Raw genomic sequence first — 19,921 nt, 5'->3', positions numbered from 1 at the left:
AATCTTTTATTTGTAAAAATTTGTATATTTGCCCAGCAAAAAAAGAAATAATGATATTATCTAACTTAAAAAAGGGAAAGAAACAGTACTTACGTCGAACGTCGTGAGTCATTTTCCTATGGTTAGAAATTAAATAAATCAGGAGCTTGTCATCACGACAGGCTCTTTTTTTTTGAAAAATATTTAACAATTAATAAATTATGAAAGTACTAAAATTTGGAGGGACTTCAGTAGGAAGCCCGGAAAGGATTGAACAGTTATTACCCATTATCAGATCCCAGGCAGCGGATAAACACCTGGTTGTTTTATCAGCAGTGTCCGGTACAACAAATGATCTGGTAAAGTTATCAGAACTGTATGATAAGAAGGATATTGAGGGAGCCTACAAACATATTGATGTACTATATGAAAAATATAAAAACTTTGTAAATAAATTATTTAAAACAGAAGAAGGGATTCAGGAAGCTTCAGCTTTTATTGACAAAATTTTTGATCTGTTTTATCAATTCAAAAATAAAAACTTCACTTCCAGTGCAGAGCGTGTTATACTGGCGCAGGGTGAGATTATTTCAACAACTTTATTTCATTTACATTTAAAGGAAAAAGAAATCTCTTCTGTTCTGTTATCGGCATTAGATTTTATGCTGATTGATGAAGATAAGGAACCCGATATTGATTACATCAGAAAACATGCTGGTCTTGAAATAGCAAAATATCAGGAAGAAACCCTATTTATAACCCAGGGATATATTTGCAGAAATGCCCAGGGAGAAATTGATAATCTGCAAAGGGGAGGATCAGATTATACAGCTTCATTACTGGGAGCAGCATTGCAGGTAGAGGAAATTCAGATCTGGACAGATATTGACGGATTCCACAATAATGATCCGAGATATGTTCAGAACACAAAGTCCATTGCCAGACTTAGCTTTGATGAAGCTGCCGAATTATCTTACTTTGGAGCCAAAATTCTACATCCTCAAAGTGTTTTCCCTGCAAGAAAATATAATGTTCCTGTAAGATTGCTGGATACGATGAATCCAAGTGCGGCCGGAACATTGATTTCAGGAGAAATTTCCAATCAGAATCAGATTGTAGCAATTGCAGCCAAAGATGGGATCACCGCAATCCGCATTCAGTCTTCCCGTATGCTGATGGCGTATGGCTTTTTAAGAAAAGTTTTTGAGGTTTTTGAACGTTATAAAACTCCGATAGATATGATTACCACTTCTGAAGTAGCTGTTTCTCTTACCATCGACCAGACAGATCAGCTGTCTGAAATCGTAAAAGAACTTGAGTTCTTCTCAGCTGTTGAAATTGACAATGAGCAGTCTATCATCTGTATTGTCGGAGATTTCAGAAAAGAAAATCACGGATATGCAACCATTGTCTCTGAAGCGGTAAAGCATATTCCGATCCGTATGATTTCTTATGGAGGAAGTGAAAATAATATTTCATTACTGGTTCCGTCTGTTTATAAGATAGAAGCCCTAAGATCTCTGCATAACAGATTGTTTTAGAAAAATAGATAAAAGAATAAAAGCCGCTTTAAAAGCGGCTTTTATTGTTAATATGTAGATGAAAAAAGGTGGACTGAATTGCCCACCTTTTTATGTATAGTTTGTTAAGACTGGATAAACTCCAAAAGGTCTTTATTAATCGTTTCATGCTCTGTAGTCGGCATACCATGAGGGAAACCAGGATAAACAATCAGTTTGCCGTTCTTCAGCAATTTGGCTGATTTTATCGCAGAATTTTCGATAGGGACAATCTGGTCATCATCTCCGTGCATTACCAGAACAGGAATATCAACTGCTTTCAGATCTTCTGTGAAATCCGTTTCAGAGAATGCTTTGATGCCGTCATAATGGGCAACAATTCCTCCCATCACACCTTGTCTCCACCAGTTTCTCTGAACTCCGTCCTTAATGTCAGCACCTTCTCTGTTATAACCATAAAAAGGGAAAGTCAGATCATAATAAAACTGGTTTCTGTTGTTCATCGTCTGTTCCCTGATATTATCAAAAACTTCCATAGGAACTCCGTCAGGATTCGATTCACTTTTTACCATAACCGGCGGAACAGCACTGATCAATACTGCTTTTTTTGCTCTTCCGTTAGCATATTTATGCACATAGCGGATCACTTCACCACCGCCTGTAGAATGTCCTATATGAATAACATCTTTCAAATCAAGAAACTCAACAAGTTCTGCAGCATCAGAAGCATATTGTTCAATTGTATGATTATAAATGTTCTGGCTTGAGCGGCCGTGGCCTCTTCTGTCATGGGTAATAACCCTGTAACCTCTCTGTAAGAAAAAGATCACCTGTGCATCCCAGTCATCGGATGATAGTGGCCACCCGTGATGGAACATCAGTACAGGTCCTTCTCCCTGGTCTTTATAAAAAATTTCAGTTCCGTCTTTTAATGTTAATGTACTCATAGCTTTAAATTTTTAATGTTGATGATTAACTTATTTTGTAATTATGTGTTGTCTTAATTCTTTAGCAAATGTAATAAGGCTAAGTTAGATGGAAATTAAACTAGATTAATTTCGTTCACTTGAAAGTAAAAAGTTATAGAAATTAATTTATTTATTGCCTGATGTTAACTAAATATAATGAAAAAAACAGGCATTCACGAAAAGGGCTGATAGAGGCTTTTTTTAATTAAACAAAAGTATTTCTTTATAAATAAGAGGGTTAAAGTTCTTTTTGAGTATGCTTTCCGTTTCACTGTATTTGTATAAATTTGTCAGATCTACAGAAATAATTGTAAAACTTTAAAAAATAAAGCATGGAATTCTCACCTTTTAATAATGTGGTTAAACTATGTCTGCAAGGCATGGCCATGGAAGAAAACGGAATGCCGGAAGAGGCAGAAAGACTGTTTTTGCAGGCCTGGAATGAAGCAACAGATGATCACGAAAAATTTCTGGCCGCACATTATGTTGCCCGTCATCAAAAGACAACTGCAGATGAGTTAAAATGGCTGGAAACATCATTGGATTTTACTTTAAAAATAAATGATGATACCGTTAAAAGTGCGCTGCCTGCTCTTTATCAGAAAATTGCTCAATGTTACAGAAAATTAGGAGATACGGAAATCTCAGAAAAGAATGTTGAACTGTCATTGCAGTTAAAAAACCATCCGTCTGATAAGGGTCCTTTTTACCATGGGACAAAAGCAGATTTAAAGGTTGGAGATTTACTGACAGCAGGAGGAAACTCCAATTACCAGTCTGATCTTAAAATGAATCATATTTACTTTACAGCTTTGGTTAACGGAGCAGGACTTGCTGCTGCATTAGCAAAAGGAGAAGCTAAAGAACGTGTCTATATTGTAGAGCCAACAGGAAATTTTGAAAACGACCCGAATGTGACCGATAAAAAATTCCCCGGAAATCCTACCCGTTCTTACCGCTCCGAAATGCCCTTGAAAATTATCGGGGAAGTTACAGAATGGACCAGGCCGGCACCTGAAGATCTTCAACGGTTCCGTGAAAAACTGGAAAACAGCAATGGGGAGATTATCAATTAGTCTCCTTATTTGTTTTCACTGTTTTTAATATATATTCCAGAGATTTATCAGTACCATTAATTTTATCCTGCAATGTCGGAATGATGAGGACATCAGGAACTACAGGAACGTAACTGCCTGTATTGCAGTCAGCGCCAAAGCTCATGGATGAAGTACTGCGCATTTGAATCTTGCTGTTGGGAAGCGTAAACATAAAGGCTTCATCAAAATCATTCGTATATTCACCCGTTGGCTCACCTACAAGCTCTGCCAGCTTATATTGCTTCATCCCGTCTGCCACAAGATTGGCACTTGAAAAGGTAAAAGGACCGGTTAGCACATATACTTTTCCTTTGAAAACAGGATCATTTTTAAATTTATTAAAATCTGGCTTACAGTTGCCTGTTTCCCATACGGTTCCGTTCTCCATTTTCAGATATTCACTTCCGGTATTATGGTCTGCAACGAGTTTATCTTTATAAATCTGGCTTATCTTCCAGCGTTTGCTGCCTTGTAAGGAATATTTCTGATCTGTAATATAGCTCAGCAAAAGGTCTCCGAGAATAGAATTTCCGCCACTGTTATTTCGGAGATCAATGGCTAAATTTTTAATATTCTCTTTTCTTATTGTGGCAAATGTCTCACTGAGGAACTTATCAAAATCATCCATATTTCCGGACATACTTCTGAAATCCAGATAAGCCAGTTTATTATTGATAATTTTGAAATCATAAGGTTTTGCAATTCCCGGCATTGATAAAGCCAGGAAATCTCTGAACTTCATTCCTTCATTAATGGTAAATTCTTTAATGTCTCCTTCAGGCGACTTATACCTTACAGAGAAAGGGGCAGTTATATTTTCCAGGTACAGAAAATAGCTGAATAATTTCAGGGAAATAACATCTCTGAACTGGCTGGTTCCGCCGATATTCTTTTTCATGTTCTGAAACAAAGAATCAAGATCTTTCCCATTAATACTGAGAATTGTTGATCCTGCAGGTATTTGTCCTGTATTCACAGATGAATATAATTTTTCATGGTCTGAAATGAGTAAGAGCGGAAAGAAAATAGGCCTGGAAAAATCCTCTTTCATGAAAGACTGGGAAATGCCCGGATTGGAATGAGCATCCTGCAAAAGGGCACTTACCTGGTACATCACCAAAGTCATTTCCTTTAATGACAGCTGCTCCGGCAGCTTATTTTTAATCTTATCCACTTCCGTATTATATTGCTTTTGAGATATGAACAGGAAAGGGCTGTAATGAGAATCCAAAACCGTTTTACTGTAATAGTCAATATCATCTTTGGCCTGCTGCCTGTTTACTGTATTTTGGGAAAAGCATAATGATATTGATAAAAATGATACAATAAATGAAATTGATTTTTTTGTAATCATAATAAAGATTAAAAATTTTATTTTCAAAAATACTAATTAATGAAACATGTTGGAGATGTGTGTGTTAGAATATCCTGAAATCCGGTTGTTTTTTTAAAATATAATAAGCAGTCAGGAATAGGAATCATTATGTCTCCGGAGATAAAATCAGAATAATAGTTCCATAAACCGTAGCTGGTATAAAATTATAGTTATATTTATAGGAATGATGTATGATTTAACAATAAAGTGTTTTAAATAAATTATCTTTACACTATTGGTAAAAAATGATTGGTTTTGTGTAGAAATATTCTTGCAGTTGGTTTTCTGTTTTCTTTTCTTTTGTTTTATTCTCAGCAATACACGGAGCAGCTTTTCAATACGGATAACGGGCTGCCTCAGAATAGTGTAAAAGATATTATAAAAGATAAATATGGTTTTATCTGGCTGACTACAGAAAATGGTATTGTGAGATATGACGGACTTAATTTTTTTGTCCATAAAAACTTTCCAATGAATAGTCAGCGGTTTACCTATTTTTACGGTGATCCTGCTAAGGACAGCATTTTTACGCCGGGAGACTACGGAAAAACAGTGTTGATACACCAAAAGTTTCCAAAAGTAATTAACCATATAAAAAGGTCTCCAACAATTATTGTCAGAGACAATATCAATTATCATTTGTGTATTTCAAACTACAGCTACAGCCCTTCCCCGGGAGTCTATTTTTTTATGAATTTCAGGAAAGGAAGGTATTTGATAACACAAAATTCCTTTATTTATGAAGATTTTCATTCAAAAAAACAGGTTGCACTTGATGTGAAGCCACTTTATAAAAATGATCCAAATGCCTTTACGATAGGAGAGTCCCTGTTTTATATTGACCGGAGTGCTAAAAAAGTAAAAAAAATAGAAGAAGGGAGAATTACCGGCTCCTATGATCTGCCCGTTATTGCGGATGTCAGAAGTAAAGTTTTCTGGAACAGAACCAATGGACAGGGTTTTGTCCTGAATAATGATATCCTTTATAGATGCATTTCCAATAACGGAGCACTCACACTCTCAAAACTGGTTCGGCTGGAACATATAAGCGAAAGCAATCTGATGAGCATTTACTATGATGAAAAATATAAAAAACTTTATCTTGGAAGCAGTACAGACGGACTCAAAATAGTGAGTTTAACAGACTTTACCTCTTCAAAAAAAAGCATTCCGAAATCATCAGCCGTTTTTTATGCGATTCAGCCTTACAATGATTCATGCGTAATTAATCCGGCAGGGGAAATTTATAACCGCAGCGGATTGGTTAAAAGCAAAAACTTCGAAAAAAATATATCCTATTTTTTAAATTTTGATAAGCACGGAAATATTGTAACCCGAAGAGAACAAACTCTTTTCCTTTACAGTAAACAGTCCGATTTTACACATTTCCAGAGCATTTCCAGCGGAGAAGACACTGTGAAAGATTTTTTCTTTGCCAATGGTAAGTATTATGTGCTGGCTGTGAAACAAAAAAAGGGGAACACAGAATTTACAGGTACGCTAAGCATTTATGAATACTTGCCTTTTAAATCGTTAAAGAAAAAATATCTGTTTGCCAACGAGCCTACCAAAATGACGTTGACAAAATCAGGAGATATTCTGGTCGGGACAATAAAAGCATTGTACAAAATATCTGTCAGCCATAATAAAATCTACAGTTTAAACGGGAAAAATGAATTGTCGGTTCGGGATATCGTGCATACTGCAGATGGAAATGTATGGGTAACCACGCTTGGAAAAGGTTTTTATCTTTTAAAAAATAACCGCCTTATAAAACTGCCCGGTGATACCGAAGGCAATCTTTTGTCACCGCATACGCTGCTGGAAGACCATAATGGTTATTTCTGGATTCCCACGAATAATGGATTGTATAAAATAAGAGAAAGCATGCTTTTGAAATATATACAGAACAGGAATTTTAAATTGAACTACTACAGATATTCAAAAGAAGCCGGCTTTAGTACCAATGAATTTAATGGTGGAAGCAATATAAATGGCAACAAATTGAAAAACGGCGATTTTGTTTTACCTTCATTGAGCGGACTTGTATTTTTTAATCCTTTGAAAGTTAAAAGTTACTATCCGGCAGCAATGTATATAGAAAGGGTTCTGGTTGATGATAAAGAGAGATTATTTACCAATATCCTGAACCTGAGTCAGGAAAACAGGAGGGTTGAATTGTTTATTGATGTCCCTTACTATGCGAACCCCGATAATATTGTCATTGAAGCAAAACTGGATCATGACAGGACTAATAAATGGCTGTCTATAGGAAAAGACCGTAAGTTCATACTCAATAACCTTGGCCACGGTACCCATTTTCTTATTGTCAGAATGCTTGTTTCTGATAAGCAGGAATATATTTTCAGGAAAATTAAAATTATCATTCCTCCTTTTTTTTATCAAACGTTATGGTTTAAGATACTTGTCATTTTTCTGTTAATTCTTTTGCTTTATTTATCCGTAAGATGGCGGACAAGTTTTCATAAAAAGAAAAACCGTGAACTTGAAGCAGTAATCAGGGCAAGAACCAAAACGTTGTCAGAAACTGTAGAAAACCTGGAAGTCACTCAGGCAAAACTGGGAAAAGAAATCGAACAGCAGAAAAAGCTCATCGGAACAATTACCCATGATATTACTACGCCTTTGAAATTTATTGCCTTAACCAGCAAAGAAGCCTTAGATTATCAGGAAATAAACTTACAGCGTACAGAAAGAATTCTTAATTCAATCTATAAATCATCCAACCAATTATACAATTTCACAAAAACACTGAAAGAATATGCTGATATATATAATGAATACAGGACTGATGAAACAGCATTGTATTCTTTCTATGATCTGGTGCAGGAAAAGAAAATTCTTTTTGATGAGATTGCAGCCAATCATAACACAACAATTATTAATAATATAGATAAAGGATTAATGATACAGATCAGTAAAAATATTCTGGCTGCTATTATTCATAATTTAATGGATAATTCCGTAAAATATACAAGAAACGGAACTATTACTATTACCGGATCAGATGAGCCGGAAGCTGTTATGCTGGAGATTACGGATACAGGAGTAGGGATGGATGAACATAAAATTGAATATTATACCAAGCTTCAGGAGAATATTGAAAATGAGAAACTGCTGTTGCAAAAATATGGTATGGGACTTCATCTGATTCTGCAGTTGCTCCAAATGCTGGAAAGTAAAATTATAATCAGAAGAAACGAGATAAAGGGTACTTCTTTCCAATTAATTATAAAAAAATCGAAGAAATGATGAAAAAGATCCTCATAGCAGATGATCATGATATTGTATTAACGGGAACCGCTATCATTTTAGAATCACGCATTCCTGATGTTCTTATAGATACAGCTTCAGATTATCCTGAAGCCCTCGATAAAATTTCCAGGTACAAATTTGATCTGCTTATTCTGGATATCAATATGCCTGAAAGCAGAAATAAAAAAATGATCTCAGAAATCAAACTGCTTGATCCCGCCTTGAAGATCCTTGTTTTTTCGGCCTATGAAGAGGAGATTGCTATACAATATATAAAGGAAGGAGCAGATGGGTATATTAATAAACTCAGTAAAGTAGATACGATTTCTGAAGCTGTGGCGAAAATGTTTTCAGAAGGGAATTATTATCCGAATGGTTTTGTCAATAAACTTTTGCAGCCTTCCGCATTAGATGCTATAAAAAGTTTATCAGAAAGAGAATATGAGATTTTTATGCTGATGGTAAAAGGAAATGGTAATCTGGAAATTTTAAATGAGATGGACATTCAGATGTCCACCATCAGCACTTATAAAAAAAGAATTCATAAAAAACTGAAAACAAGTAATCTGGCAGATCTTATTAAACTGTATGAAGCTTATATGTCATAATACTGATTTTAAGCAATAAAACTTACTTTTTAAATGTAGAAAATTTTCTACAAATTGCTTAGTTTTTTTCTACGCATGGTGATGTTTTCTGTAGAATTTATTCTGATACTTTTACATTATGTTAAACAACCGGGTTTATTAATGTAAATAAAGTAATAATAAATGTTTAAAATTTCTAAAAAATTAATCTTTGCAATGATAGCCTTAAGTCCGGCTATTTCTTTTGCCCAGGCAGGAAATGTTGGGGTCAATACTGTGAATCCAGGTTCAACCATGGACATTAACGGATCATTGGCTGCAAGTTATAAAGCGGTTACTACAGCCACTTATAATTTAGCATTATCAGATTTCCATGTTTCATATAATGGGAGTTCGGATGCTGTATTCGGTCTGCCGCCTTCCATCAGTGGGGTCGGAAACTTCAGAGGGAGGATTTACAGAATTAAAAACAATACAAACTTTAAGATCACTGTGAATGCCGTGGCTCCGGAAACCATTAACGGAAATGCCAGTATTTCGGTACCAGCCAATCAGAGTGTGGAGCTGGTGAGCACTGGACTTACCGGAACGAATTCTACATGGGAACTTCTTTCAACAGGAACATCTGCTACAGGGGACTATATTATAGTGAAGCCAAATGCCGCTCAATCGGTAACTACAGGATCAGATGTGACATTTGGATCTGTCATTGCTTCCAACAATATTACTTATAGCGCAGGTGTTTTCAATCTGAAAGCAGGTAAGACATATGTGCTCCGTTGTCAGCTTCACGCTACAGATTTTTCGCTGGCAGGAGGATTCTTCGTTAATGAGTGGGTAGATGCTTCCAATAATTCTGTTCTTCCTTCCAGTACAACAGGAGTTGTGGATGCTATAAATAATTATCCGGCAACATCTATTGGCGGCCAGCCGGAAGCCTATGCTATTTATAAACCAACAGTTGATACCTCTGTAAAAGTAAGACTTGGAGGTGCCGGGACTGCACAGCTGAACCCAACGATAGGATTTATGACCATTACCGAGCTTGCAGGAGGTAATGGAAATGGAGGTACAACCATCATTAATAATAATATCACGGCAAGTAACGGTCTTACTTTATCCGGTACAGATGTAAAATTAGGAGGGACACTTTCACAGCCGACAGCCATTGCTACGGCAGGAAACAATTTAAGTATAAACGGTACAGGAAAAGTTCTTGTGGGAACCAATACAGTACCGGCGGGAGCAGCCAGTGCAAAAATTGTTATTGATAACGGAACTACCAATGGTGCTCTTCAGATCAAAGATGGTACCCAGCAGCTGGGGTATGTACTGACCAGTGATGCTAACGGACTGGCTACATGGTCTTCCACTGTTACCACAGCATTTGCCAATAACTGGACATCTTACAGCGGAACGTTGGTTAATCCTTTTACCGGAAATTCAGGCGGAGATAATTTAGTGACAGGAATTTCCGTGAATATTCCTGCCAAAGGATGGTATTTTTTCCGTTCAGGAATTACAATAACTTCTACCTGTAATGATTACTGGTTTTACATTCCTGGGATAGGGGAAGTATGGAAAGCATATTGTGGAACTGCCAGTCCTGATCCTATTAATTTTGTACCGAGAGACCAAACCAGAGTATTATATTTTGCAGCTCCCGGAGTTTATCCTATAGTTGCTCATAAAACCAATCTTGTAGTTCCGACTGGATTTAATGGAGGAAATCCTACTTTTTATCTGGATTTTGTAAAGTTCCAAAACTAAGGCGTAAGTCTGAACAGACTAAAAAGATTCTAAAAACATACTATGAAAACTAAGCTGTAAAGTTAATTCTTTACAGTTTTTTGTTTACTTTATTTCCGATGGGCTTAATATCTTGCCTGATTCGGGGAAATACCAAACTTTTTCTTGAAAGCATTGCTGAAATGCTGCAGGGAACAGTACCCCAGCTCCAGTGCTATTTCTGTTGCCTGCTTTTTACCTTTTATCAGATCATTTTTTGCCATTTCTAAACGTAAATCCGACAGATAAGAAAAAGCGGTCTGATTAAAAATTTCTTTAAATCCCCGCTTCAGTTTATATTCGTTGATGCCTGCTATCTTTGCCAGTTCCGGCAGGGTTGGGGGAGTACCTATATTTTTTACTAGATAATCACGGGCAAAAACAATGCGCTCTTTATCGTAATCATGCTTTATATACTCCGGCTTGTGATTTTCAACAGTATTAAACGATTCTGCCTGTAAAACAAGGAGTTCAATGGTCTTTGATAAAAGGAATAACCGTTTTGATCCGCTCGAAAATTCACAATTTAAAATTGAATTGATGCAGGTACGTAATGGTAAGCTGATATTTAAATTTGAAGCTGAAAAAGCAACCGGGGTTCCCGAAACTATTTTATCTGCAAATTGCTTTAGAGATTCATTTCCGTCTTTTGATATCGCAAGAAACGCTTCTTTTGAAAATTGAATCATAAATGATTTCATCTGCGGCTCATCCCATTTCATTTTACCTTCAGCACCGGTACCGTAAAATAAATTGTGCTGATTCCCATTCAGTTCAAAAGAACTGTTCATTCCATGTTGCTGTATTGAAGTTTTTCCCTGCAGGTTAAAATGCATGGTGACCAGTTCCATATCTCCCTTCCAGTCAAGTTCTGTGGATTTCTCAAGCTCTGTTTCAGAATACAGCATTCTGATACCGTCAAAGAGCCATTGTTTGGTAGTTATCTGCCCAAAAGGAATATCTGTTTTAAAGACATTTTCTTTAAAACCACAGGAATTGAAATCATTTTCATCAAAGCCTGCTGTAAATACTCTTTCGCTGTTTTTCAATTCAAATCCCATTACTCCCTGATTTGCTAGTTTAACTCCTTTTTTTACAAGTTTCTTTTTTCCTGGTGCGATAATTTTGCCACACGGGATTATCAGAATTAAAGATAGAAAAAATTCAACAGAGAATATCTGCCAGGAGAAAATATACATATCCTTTGATGCAATATAGAAAACAATGAATAAAAAAGTAATTATAATATGTGCAGGTGTTGCCGGCCCGATACTGGCTTTACAATTGAAAAAAGTAGGTTTCCAGCCTGAAATATTTGAATCCAGATCCGCAAATGATATCAATGAGGGAGTCTTTTTAGGCATTACCCCTAACGGATTAAGTGTATTGAAAGAATTTATAGATCTTGAAAAGCTTAAAGAGGATTACACGCCGGGTTCAATAAAATTTTTCAATGCCAGGGGAAAACAGATAGCCGAACTGGATACTGCTTATCAAAAACAGCAGTATGGAGCAGAGGCACTGCAGATAAAAAGAGCAAATCTCAATACCTATGTCCGGGCAGCAGCAGCTGAAGCCGGCATAAAAACTGAATACAAAAAGAAATTTGTCCGGTATAATGAATCAGATGATCAGGTAACAGCTTACTTTGCAGATGGCACCTCTGTTACCGGTGATATGTTAATTGGCTGCGATGGAATGTTTTCTGAGGTAAGGAATCAGCTGTTTCCGGAAAAATCTGTTATCAGATATACAAAGCTCATTTCTACCGGCGGATATGCCAAAATTGCAGAGCTCTCAGAACCTCTTGATTCAATAAGGATGACATTTGGAGAAAGAGGCTTCTTTGCTTACTCGGTTTCAGATAATGGAGAGGTCTGGTGGTTTAATAATTATTTCAGGGATCATGAGCCAAAGCCACAGGAAATAGAAAAGATACTGAAAGCTGAAATCAAAGACCATCTTGCGGATATTCATAAGGATGATGACCCTTTATTTTCCAGAATCATCAGGAACAGCTACGAAATTATTGCTTACCCGGTGTATGATCTCCCCAGGCTTTCTAAGTGGTATAAAGGGAAAGTTTGTCTGATTGGAGATGCGGCACACGGTATTTCTCCACATATAGGACAGGGAGCATCGTTAGCACTGGAAGATACTGTAGTTATCGCTGAACAGTTAAAATTAAATAAAGAATGTGAGACTGCCTTTCAGGCCTTTCAATCTGAACGGCAGTCCAGAGTCGAAAGAATAATAAAAAATGCAAGAAAAGTTGGTCATACTAAAACAAAAACAAATCCAATAGCTGCCTGGTTCCGGGATCTTTTTATCGGATATTTTATCAGCAGGCAAATTCAGCAGCTTGACTGGATATACGGCTGGACCTATACGTCAGAAGATAAAGGTAATTAGCTGGTGTAACTATTTTCATAAGCAGAAAACATTTTATACTTATTAAATCTCATTATGACTGTACTCATAAAGAGCCGAGGAATGTTTTCTTAGATTTGAATATAAGTTTTTCATTCATCCAATAGTTTTTAGCCTCTTTAGGAGGCTTTTTATATAATGGTTATTATTTTTGAAGAAGAGTTCGTATCAAAAACAGCCACAGTTTTGTACTGTGGCTGTCTTTTTGAAATCAAATATCGACTATTATAAAGATCTGGAGCGGGCAATATTGATAAGGTACACAAGGTGAGCGTACATGCTCCGCTTTACAGACTCTACTTTTATATCTCCGGTGGTCTGCTTAATGGTTGTTACCAGATCAGTGTTGCATTGGCCGCCAAAACTGCCGCTGCCTAAATAGTTTACAGTATTGGCTGCCGGATAAGATATTCTTGGATAATCCGGGGCCGTCTGGTTGGCAACAGCAGTTGTACTGCTATACCCCTTATTGTCAATATATCGGGCAGTCCAGGTTCCCAGGAACTGTCCGTTGCCAGTATTAATTGTTTGTCCTATTACAATTTGTGTATCTACAGGATTGGTAAACCCTGAGCAGGATGTATAATGGTTTATTGAAACCGTGCAGGAAGAAGCATTGTCTATGGGCTGGAAGCACTTTCCTTCATAAATGGTCAGCCTTTGCTCAGCAGAAGACATGGAGGTGTTTAACAGGGCTTTCGGAGCAAAAATTTCTTCAGGAGAAATAAGGAACAAAACTCCTTCCGCATCCGCTGCAACAATTTTTTTTTCCGCATTTGAAAGTCCTCTGACTCTTACCAGACCATTAACATCCAATGTTTGAGTCGGAGCGGATGTGTTAATCCCAACCTGTGCTAATGAACTACCATAAATCACAAGAGCCGCCAAAAAGAACGTTTTTGTTTTCATGTTATTTTTTGAAAAGGTTAAATTTTTCACTAATGTAAGAAATATCCTTAAAAACTGAAGTATAATTTGCCTAAAAATCTGATATAAAGTAATTGTAAACAGATATTGAATGTATTATGATCAAACCTGATGTTATATTTTAGAATAACTCAAAATATTTACACCCTGTAATTGTTTGAAAAATATTTGTATTTTAGCCGAAATATGTTGTTTTTTAATAAACATATTGGACACTAATTAAAATTCAGATAATTTGAAGGAAAAAAATTAGTAGATTTGCACGGAACAAAAAATAATAAATATTAAGCAAGATTTTCTGTGACTGAATTTTTAGAAGGAAAGTCATAAGAATAACAGGATTTAGGTTATAAAACTACTGAAACTATGAAGAAACTTTTTTTACTTTTATTAACGGCATTTTTATTTATCGGTTGCAGCTCTGATGATGATTCTATTTTTGATTATGTAGGAACATGGTCCGGTTCTTATGAAGGAAGCGATAAAGGAGTCTGGAACTTTGTGGTAGATGAAAGTGGTAAAGTGGTAGGGACAATGCATTCCGATGTTAATAATGAAAACTATAACATTTCCGGGAATTTAAGTGAAACAGGAGATCTGAACGCAACGGTAGGACTTCCTTCGAAAGGAGAATTCAATGGAACACTATCTACAGATAAAAAAGGAAACGGAAACTGGTCAAACTCACTTCCGACACCTCCAAAATCGGGAACATGGAAAGGTGAAAAGAAATAAAAAAAGAAAGTCTGCAGTAGATTCTGCAGACTTTTTTTTAAACAAATCCCATATGGGTAATTTCATTATTTTTATTCTTCAGGACTACAAAATAGAGTAGAACTTCTTCCCCGGAAAAATGCTGCTTAAAAGTTTTTTCCTCTTGCCGGTTCCAGCTGATTATTTCTTCATTACTTTCCGTACTGTAATTTTCAGAATCTACTTTTAAAGTCAATATGACCCCTTCATCTGCGGTACAGTCCGCATTCTTGTAAATAACATGATCCTGAATTCTGACACAATCTGAAACATTAGGAAGCACACCAAACTGAAACTCCTTCAAAAGTATTTTCCCTTCTTCAGTTTTTAAACCATTTGTAACTGTTCTTTTTCCTCTTTCAGAAACCTTGTCAAAATCTTTAAGCGCTGTCATTACTTTTGCAAACTTCTGGTAGAGGAGGGGATCACAGGCTTCTTTGATATATTTTTCCAAACTGTTCCGGATGAGCTTTCCGATTTTGGAACAATGCCCGAATTCCGAACTGTTTTGCCTCACCTTTTCATAGGTCGGGCTCTTTTTAAAAGCATTTTTATTAAAACCGCTTTTCTTCCGAACTACATTTTTTCCGTTCAGGTTATAAAATACCAGGTCGCCAACAGCTCCTGTGATCTTGATCAGACTTTCATATGTTGCCATATCTTTAAAATAGACTCAAATATACCAATAAATAAATGAAAACAAAATTTTAACATATATTTATCATATAGTTGTAGTATAGTTATAGCATAATTTAAATATAAAATGTATATTTGTGTAAAATTTGTTAAACAAGTATAAATCAGAAGGATATGGGATTGGTATTATTTGAAACAAAAATGAAAATAAAACAGTGGCCTGTTTTACTGATTGCGTCTGTTTTTGCGGTTTCCTGCGGATCCTCGAAAAGTGTTTCTGCCAGTAAGAAATCGAATACAAAAACGGTTGCAAAATCTGAAAATCTCAGAAAACTTGATTCAAAATTTAATGGCAGTGTTTCCAGATCAGTCAATGATATTCTGAAAGATGCTGAAAAATACATAGGAACACCTTATAAATTTGGTGGAAATTCATCATCCGGATTTGACTGTTCCGGGTTTACGGTAAAAGTATTTGAAGAAAATGATTTCAGCCTTCCGAGAAGATCTTCTGATCAGGCTGAAGCCGGAAAGAATATTGATATTAAAGATGTAAAACCCGGTGATCTGTTGTTTTTTGCCACAGCAGGAGGCAGCAGGGTTTCTCACGTTGGGATTGTTCACGATATAGGTCCTGACGGGGAAGTCAAATTCATCCATGCTTCCACTTCAAAAGGGGTAATTATCTCATCTCTGAACGAAAAATACTGGAATAAGGCCTATCTTCATGCACAGAGAGTTTTATAAGTGTAGATATTTAATATCAGGAAAAATAATTCAATAGAAACGGGCTAAGGCCCGTTTAACGATATTCTTAAACCACCCCGTCAAAATTCACTGAATTTTTGCCACCCCTCCGGAGGAGGGGAATTCTGTTGCTTAAACTGAAGCTCCTTGTCATTGCAATAGCATTGCATCCCAAAACTCATGAAATTTGTCCAAAACTATTATCATTATGACAGATTTCATCAGATTCTTTATTCCCTTTTACTTTATTTTTTTCTTTGCTATTTCCTTTGTAGGGATAAGTTATAAAGTTGCAAAACGGATCAGCAAGAATCCCAACGTTCTTCCTAAAGACGATTCCGCATATGGCCTTGTGGGATTCTACTTTAAGCTGATTTTGTCGGCTCTGTTTATCTATACCATACTCTTGTTACTTTTTCCGGAGGACATTTTTTCAGCTTTTAAAATCAATATTCCGGAACCTCATACAGTCAGGTATTTAGGACTTTTTATTATGATTGCTGCTTTAATTTGGGTGATTACAGCCCAGATAGAAATGAAAGATTCATGGCGAATAGGAATCGATAGTACAATGAAAACAGAACTGATTACTCAAGGTTTATTCAGATTTTCAAGAAATCCCATTTTTTTTGGAATGACGATGAGTCTGTTTGGATTCTTTCTTGTTTTGCCTACTGTTATTACTTTTTCTTTTCTTCTGATAGGACATATTCTGATGCAGATCCAGATACGCCTTGAAGAAGAGTATCTGCTAAAGGAACATGGACCAATTTATCTGTTGTATAAAAAGAGAGTGAAGCGTATGTTGGGTTTTTATTAAAGCATCATGTTTAAAACAGTTTTGCTGAACTTTTTTGTATCTTTGGCCGGTATAATTTTAAATAAGAAACATGTCGTTACAACAAACTATTGAAAATATCTGGGACAACAGAGATTTATTGCAGAATGAAGACAGCCAGAAGGCAATTAGAGAGGTTATTTCTTTGGTTGATAAAGGTGAACTTCGTACAGCAGAGCCTACTGAAAACGGATGGCAGGTAAATGAATGGGTGAAAAAAGCCGTGGTGATGTATTTTCCGATCCAGAAAATGGAAACTATTGAAGTAGGTCCGTTTGAATTTCATGACAAGATGCCTTTAAAGAGAAATTATGCTGAAAAAGGAGTAAGAGTTGTACCGCATGCAGTAGCCAGAGAAGGAGCTTATATTGCTCCCGGAGTGATTATGATGCCTTCTTATGTAAACATTGGTGCTTATGTAGATTCAGGAACAATGGTAGATACATGGGCAACTGTAGGGAGCTGTGCACAGATCGGTAAAAACGTTCACCTTAGCGGTGGTGTTGGAATCGGTGGAGTATTGGAGCCCTTACAGGCGGCACCTGTAATCATTGAAGATGACTGCTTTATCGGTTCAAGATGTATCGTTGTGGAAGGAGTTCACGTAGAAAAAGAGGCAGTATTGGGTGCAAACGTAGTATTAACCGCTTCTACAAAAATTATCGACGTTACAGGAGATACGCCTGTTGAAATCAAAGGAAGAGTTCCTGCACGTTCAGTAGTAATTCCGGGAAGCTATACAAAACAGTATCCGGCTGGAGAATATCAGGTTCCGTGTGCTTTGATCATCGGTCAGAGAAAAGAATCTACCGACAAGAAAACATCTCTGAATGATGCATTGAGAGATAATAATGTAGCTGTTTAAGATTAATTTTTTAAGCTAATACCGCAATCTTGAAAGAAAAATTTCTTAAAATACTATTAAACCCTAAATATATATTTGGGGTTTATCTTATTATATCGGTTGTTACCGCAATTTCCAAATATCTGAGAGGAGATTATGCGATCAATAATTATCTGATTTTTAAAAACGTATTCTTTAATACCATTCATCAGAAAAATTTATTTATCCATTACCCTGATCTTTATTTTGATCTGAACCATTATGGCGTATTTTTCAGTGCATTGATTGCACCGTTTGCCATGATGCCGGATTGGCTGGGGATCTCACTCTGGAACATTGCCAATACTTTTATCTTTATTTACGGTATTTACAAACTGCCGTTTTCAGACAGTAAAAAAGCAATTTTCGGACTGCTTTGCCTTCAGGAATACATTACTGCCGCTTTAAGTCTACAGTTTAATGTAGCGTTGACAGGTCTTTTGCTGTTGTCTGCAGTATACATTTACGAAAGAAAAGAAGTAAAATCTGTAACCGCTATTTTAATCGGAGTATTTGTGAAAATCTATGGAATTGTCGGATTGACGCAGTTTTTCTTTATTAAAAACAAAACAAAATTTATTCTTTCAGGAGTAGCCATTGCAGTATTATTTTTTGTGCTTCCAATGGCCTATTCAAGTCCGCGTTTTGTGATTCAGTGCTACTCAGACTGGTTTCAGTCTATTGTAGAAAAAAATAATGAGAATCAGGTGTTGGGAAATATGCAGGATATTTCTTTAATGGGATTTGTGAGAAGAATCTTAGGGGATGCCTCTATTTCCAATCTTGTGTTTTTAGCAGGCGGATTACCGCTTTTTGCTTTGCCTTATATCAGAATTAAGCAGTATAAGCATTATGCTTTCCAATTGATGATCTTAGCTTCAACATTACTGTTTTTAGTACTGTTCAGCTCCAGTTCAGAATCTCCGACATACATTATTGCTGTGGTAGGAGTGCTGATCTGGTTTTTCCTTCAGAAAGAGAGAACACCACTTATCATAGGATTGCTTGTTTTTGTCATTATTTTTACATGTTTTTCAACTTCGGATCTTTTCCCGAAATTTGTAAAAGAGAATTATATCATCAAATATTCATTAAAAGCCGTACCTTGTATTGTGATCTGGTTGAGAGTAACTTATGAACTTCTGACTAAAGATTTTGAGAAAAATTACAGCTTGAATTAATACATATGAAGAAAATTTCAATTGTAATTCCTGCCTATAACGAAGAAGGAAATGTAGCGATGATCCATCAGAAAATCAAAGAAGTTTTTGATGGCTTAAGCAATTATGACTTTGAAATCATATTTGTGAATGATGGCAGCAGAGACAATACACAACAGAAATTAGAAGAACTTTCCAACCGGTATGAAGAAGTAAAATTCATTGAGTTTTCCCGTAACTTCGGCCACCAGCCGGCTGTAAAAGCCGGAATGGACAATGCCCACGGAAATGCGGTCATTTCAATGGACGGAGATCTTCAGCACCCGCCGGAGCTTATTCCGGAACTGATTAAAAAATGGGAGGAAGGCTATGATGTAGTTTTTACTTTCAGGACTTATCCTAAAGAAATATCCTTCTTTAAAAGAAAAACATCAGACTTGTTTTACAAGCTTTTATCAAGCCTTTCAGATGTTAACTTAACGAAAGGTGGCGGCTCAGATTTCAGACTGCTGGATGCAGGTGCCGTTGAAGTCATGAGAAACTTTAATGAAGACGACCTGTTCCTTAGAGGATTAACGAGCTGGATGGGTTTCAAACAAACAGGAATCGACTTTACCGCGGCAGAAAGACTCTCCGGAAAAAGCAGTTACAACCTTAAAAAGATGTTTACTTTTGCCTTTACGGGAATCACAGCCTTCAGTGTGAAGCCTCTTTATCTGGCAGCTTATCTGGGGTTTTTATTCTCAGCACTTTCAGTAATCGGATATGGAGCCTACGTGATTCATTCATTTATTGCCAAAACAGAGATTTCCGGTTGGGCGTCATTGATTATGACCATTGTTTTCTTTGGAGGACTTCAGCTCATCATCTTAGGAATCATGGGGATTTATTTAGGTAAAATATTCAAACAGGTGAAAGACAGACCTAATTATATTATTAAAAACAAAAATTTTTAGA

17 protein-coding genes are annotated in these 19,921 nt (G+C 36.3%); 12 read left to right on the top strand and 5 right to left on the bottom strand.

What is annotated here, in order from left to right:
* The first annotated feature begins 200 nt into the window (after nt 1-200).
* Nucleotides 201-1,520, top strand: a complete 1,320-nt coding sequence (locus ACE3RB_RS01130) for an aspartate kinase (RefSeq protein ID WP_374462495.1) — start codon at nt 201-203, stop codon at nt 1,518-1,520.
* 104 nt (nt 1,521-1,624) lie between these two features.
* Here ACE3RB_RS01130 and ACE3RB_RS01125 read toward each other — a convergent pair whose 3' ends face one another.
* Nucleotides 1,625-2,446: an alpha/beta fold hydrolase gene (locus ACE3RB_RS01125; protein WP_374462494.1), complete on the bottom strand. Its 822-nt coding sequence runs from the start codon at nt 2,444-2,446 to the stop codon at nt 1,625-1,627.
* Between the two features lie 683 nt (nt 2,447-3,129).
* On the opposite strand from ACE3RB_RS01125, the gene arr reads away from it, so the two are divergent.
* A complete protein-coding gene (arr, locus tag ACE3RB_RS01120) occupies nt 3,130-3,543 on the top strand; it encodes an NAD(+)--rifampin ADP-ribosyltransferase (protein ID WP_374462638.1) in 414 nt (137 codons plus the stop codon).
* Here arr and ACE3RB_RS01115 read toward each other — a convergent pair.
* On the bottom strand, nt 3,536-4,918 hold the full coding sequence (locus tag ACE3RB_RS01115) for a S41 family peptidase (RefSeq protein ID WP_374462493.1): 1,383 nt from the start codon (nt 4,916-4,918) through the stop codon (nt 3,536-3,538). The two genes, arr and ACE3RB_RS01115, sit on opposite strands and share 8 nt — an antisense overlap.
* A 276-nt stretch (nt 4,919-5,194) precedes the next feature.
* On the opposite strand from ACE3RB_RS01115, the gene ACE3RB_RS01110 reads away from it, so the two are divergent.
* From ACE3RB_RS01110 to ACE3RB_RS01100, 3 genes are all read left to right on the top strand, one after another.
* Nucleotides 5,195-8,212 (top strand): sensor histidine kinase, encoded by a 3,018-nt coding sequence (locus ACE3RB_RS01110; RefSeq protein WP_374462492.1) that lies wholly within the window; start codon nt 5,195-5,197, stop codon nt 8,210-8,212.
* Complete coding sequence (locus tag ACE3RB_RS01105; protein ID WP_374462491.1) at nt 8,209-8,823, top strand: response regulator; 615 nt, start codon at nt 8,209-8,211, stop codon at nt 8,821-8,823. Before ACE3RB_RS01110 ends, ACE3RB_RS01105 begins: the two co-directional genes overlap by 4 nt.
* A gap of 195 nt (nt 8,824-9,018) precedes the next feature.
* Nucleotides 9,019-10,572, top strand: a complete 1,554-nt coding sequence (locus tag ACE3RB_RS01100) for a hypothetical protein (protein ID WP_374462490.1) — start codon at nt 9,019-9,021, stop codon at nt 10,570-10,572.
* A 104-nt stretch (nt 10,573-10,676) separates the two neighbouring features.
* On the opposite strand, the gene ACE3RB_RS01095 is transcribed toward ACE3RB_RS01100, so the two are convergent.
* Nucleotides 10,677-11,651, bottom strand: coding sequence for a helix-turn-helix domain-containing protein (locus ACE3RB_RS01095; protein ID WP_374462489.1), 975 nt, complete (start codon nt 11,649-11,651; stop codon nt 10,677-10,679).
* A 163-nt stretch (nt 11,652-11,814) separates the two neighbouring features.
* Here ACE3RB_RS01095 and ACE3RB_RS01090 point away from each other — a divergent pair, with 163 nt between their 5' ends.
* On the top strand, nt 11,815-13,002 hold the full coding sequence (locus ACE3RB_RS01090) for an FAD-dependent oxidoreductase (protein WP_374462488.1): 1,188 nt from the start codon (nt 11,815-11,817) through the stop codon (nt 13,000-13,002).
* A gap of 243 nt (nt 13,003-13,245) precedes the next feature.
* On the opposite strand, the gene ACE3RB_RS01085 is transcribed toward ACE3RB_RS01090, so the two are convergent.
* Nucleotides 13,246-13,929: a hypothetical protein gene (locus ACE3RB_RS01085; protein WP_374462487.1), complete on the bottom strand. Its 684-nt coding sequence runs from the start codon at nt 13,927-13,929 to the stop codon at nt 13,246-13,248.
* 384 nt (nt 13,930-14,313) lie between these two features.
* Between ACE3RB_RS01085 and ACE3RB_RS01080 the strand changes: the two genes are divergently transcribed.
* The gene (locus ACE3RB_RS01080; protein ID WP_374462486.1) at nt 14,314-14,682 is read left to right on the top strand and encodes a hypothetical protein; all 369 of its coding nucleotides are present in this window, start codon (nt 14,314-14,316) and stop codon (nt 14,680-14,682) included.
* Nucleotides 14,683-14,719: 37 nt separating this feature from the next.
* Here ACE3RB_RS01080 and ACE3RB_RS01075 read toward each other — a convergent pair whose 3' ends face one another.
* Nucleotides 14,720-15,358: a hypothetical protein gene (locus ACE3RB_RS01075; RefSeq protein ID WP_374462485.1), complete on the bottom strand. Its 639-nt coding sequence runs from the start codon at nt 15,356-15,358 to the stop codon at nt 14,720-14,722.
* A 152-nt stretch (nt 15,359-15,510) separates the two neighbouring features.
* Between ACE3RB_RS01075 and ACE3RB_RS01070 the strand changes: the two genes are divergently transcribed.
* From ACE3RB_RS01070 to ACE3RB_RS01050, 5 genes are all read left to right on the top strand, one after another.
* Entirely contained in the window at nt 15,511-16,083 is a 573-nt protein-coding gene (locus ACE3RB_RS01070) for a C40 family peptidase (protein WP_374462484.1), read from the top strand.
* A gap of 208 nt (nt 16,084-16,291) precedes the next feature.
* Complete coding sequence (locus ACE3RB_RS01065; RefSeq protein WP_374462483.1) at nt 16,292-16,903, top strand: isoprenylcysteine carboxylmethyltransferase family protein; 612 nt, start codon at nt 16,292-16,294, stop codon at nt 16,901-16,903.
* A 70-nt stretch (nt 16,904-16,973) separates the two neighbouring features.
* A complete protein-coding gene (locus tag ACE3RB_RS01060) occupies nt 16,974-17,786 on the top strand; it encodes a 2,3,4,5-tetrahydropyridine-2,6-dicarboxylate N-succinyltransferase (protein WP_002979694.1) in 813 nt (270 codons plus the stop codon).
* A 29-nt stretch (nt 17,787-17,815) separates the two neighbouring features.
* On the top strand, nt 17,816-18,985 hold the full coding sequence (locus ACE3RB_RS01055) for a glycosyltransferase family 87 protein (protein WP_374462482.1): 1,170 nt from the start codon (nt 17,816-17,818) through the stop codon (nt 18,983-18,985).
* A 5-nt stretch (nt 18,986-18,990) separates the two neighbouring features.
* The gene (locus ACE3RB_RS01050) at nt 18,991-19,920 is read left to right on the top strand and encodes a glycosyltransferase family 2 protein (protein WP_374462481.1); all 930 of its coding nucleotides are present in this window, start codon (nt 18,991-18,993) and stop codon (nt 19,918-19,920) included.
* Nucleotide 19,921: the final 1 nt, after the last annotated feature.

The sequence above is a fragment of the Chryseobacterium sp. genome (genome assembly GCF_041914225.1).
Classification (GTDB): Bacteria; Bacteroidota; Bacteroidia; order Flavobacteriales; family Weeksellaceae; genus Chryseobacterium.
This window is presented reverse-complemented; position numbering and strand designations above follow the sequence as displayed.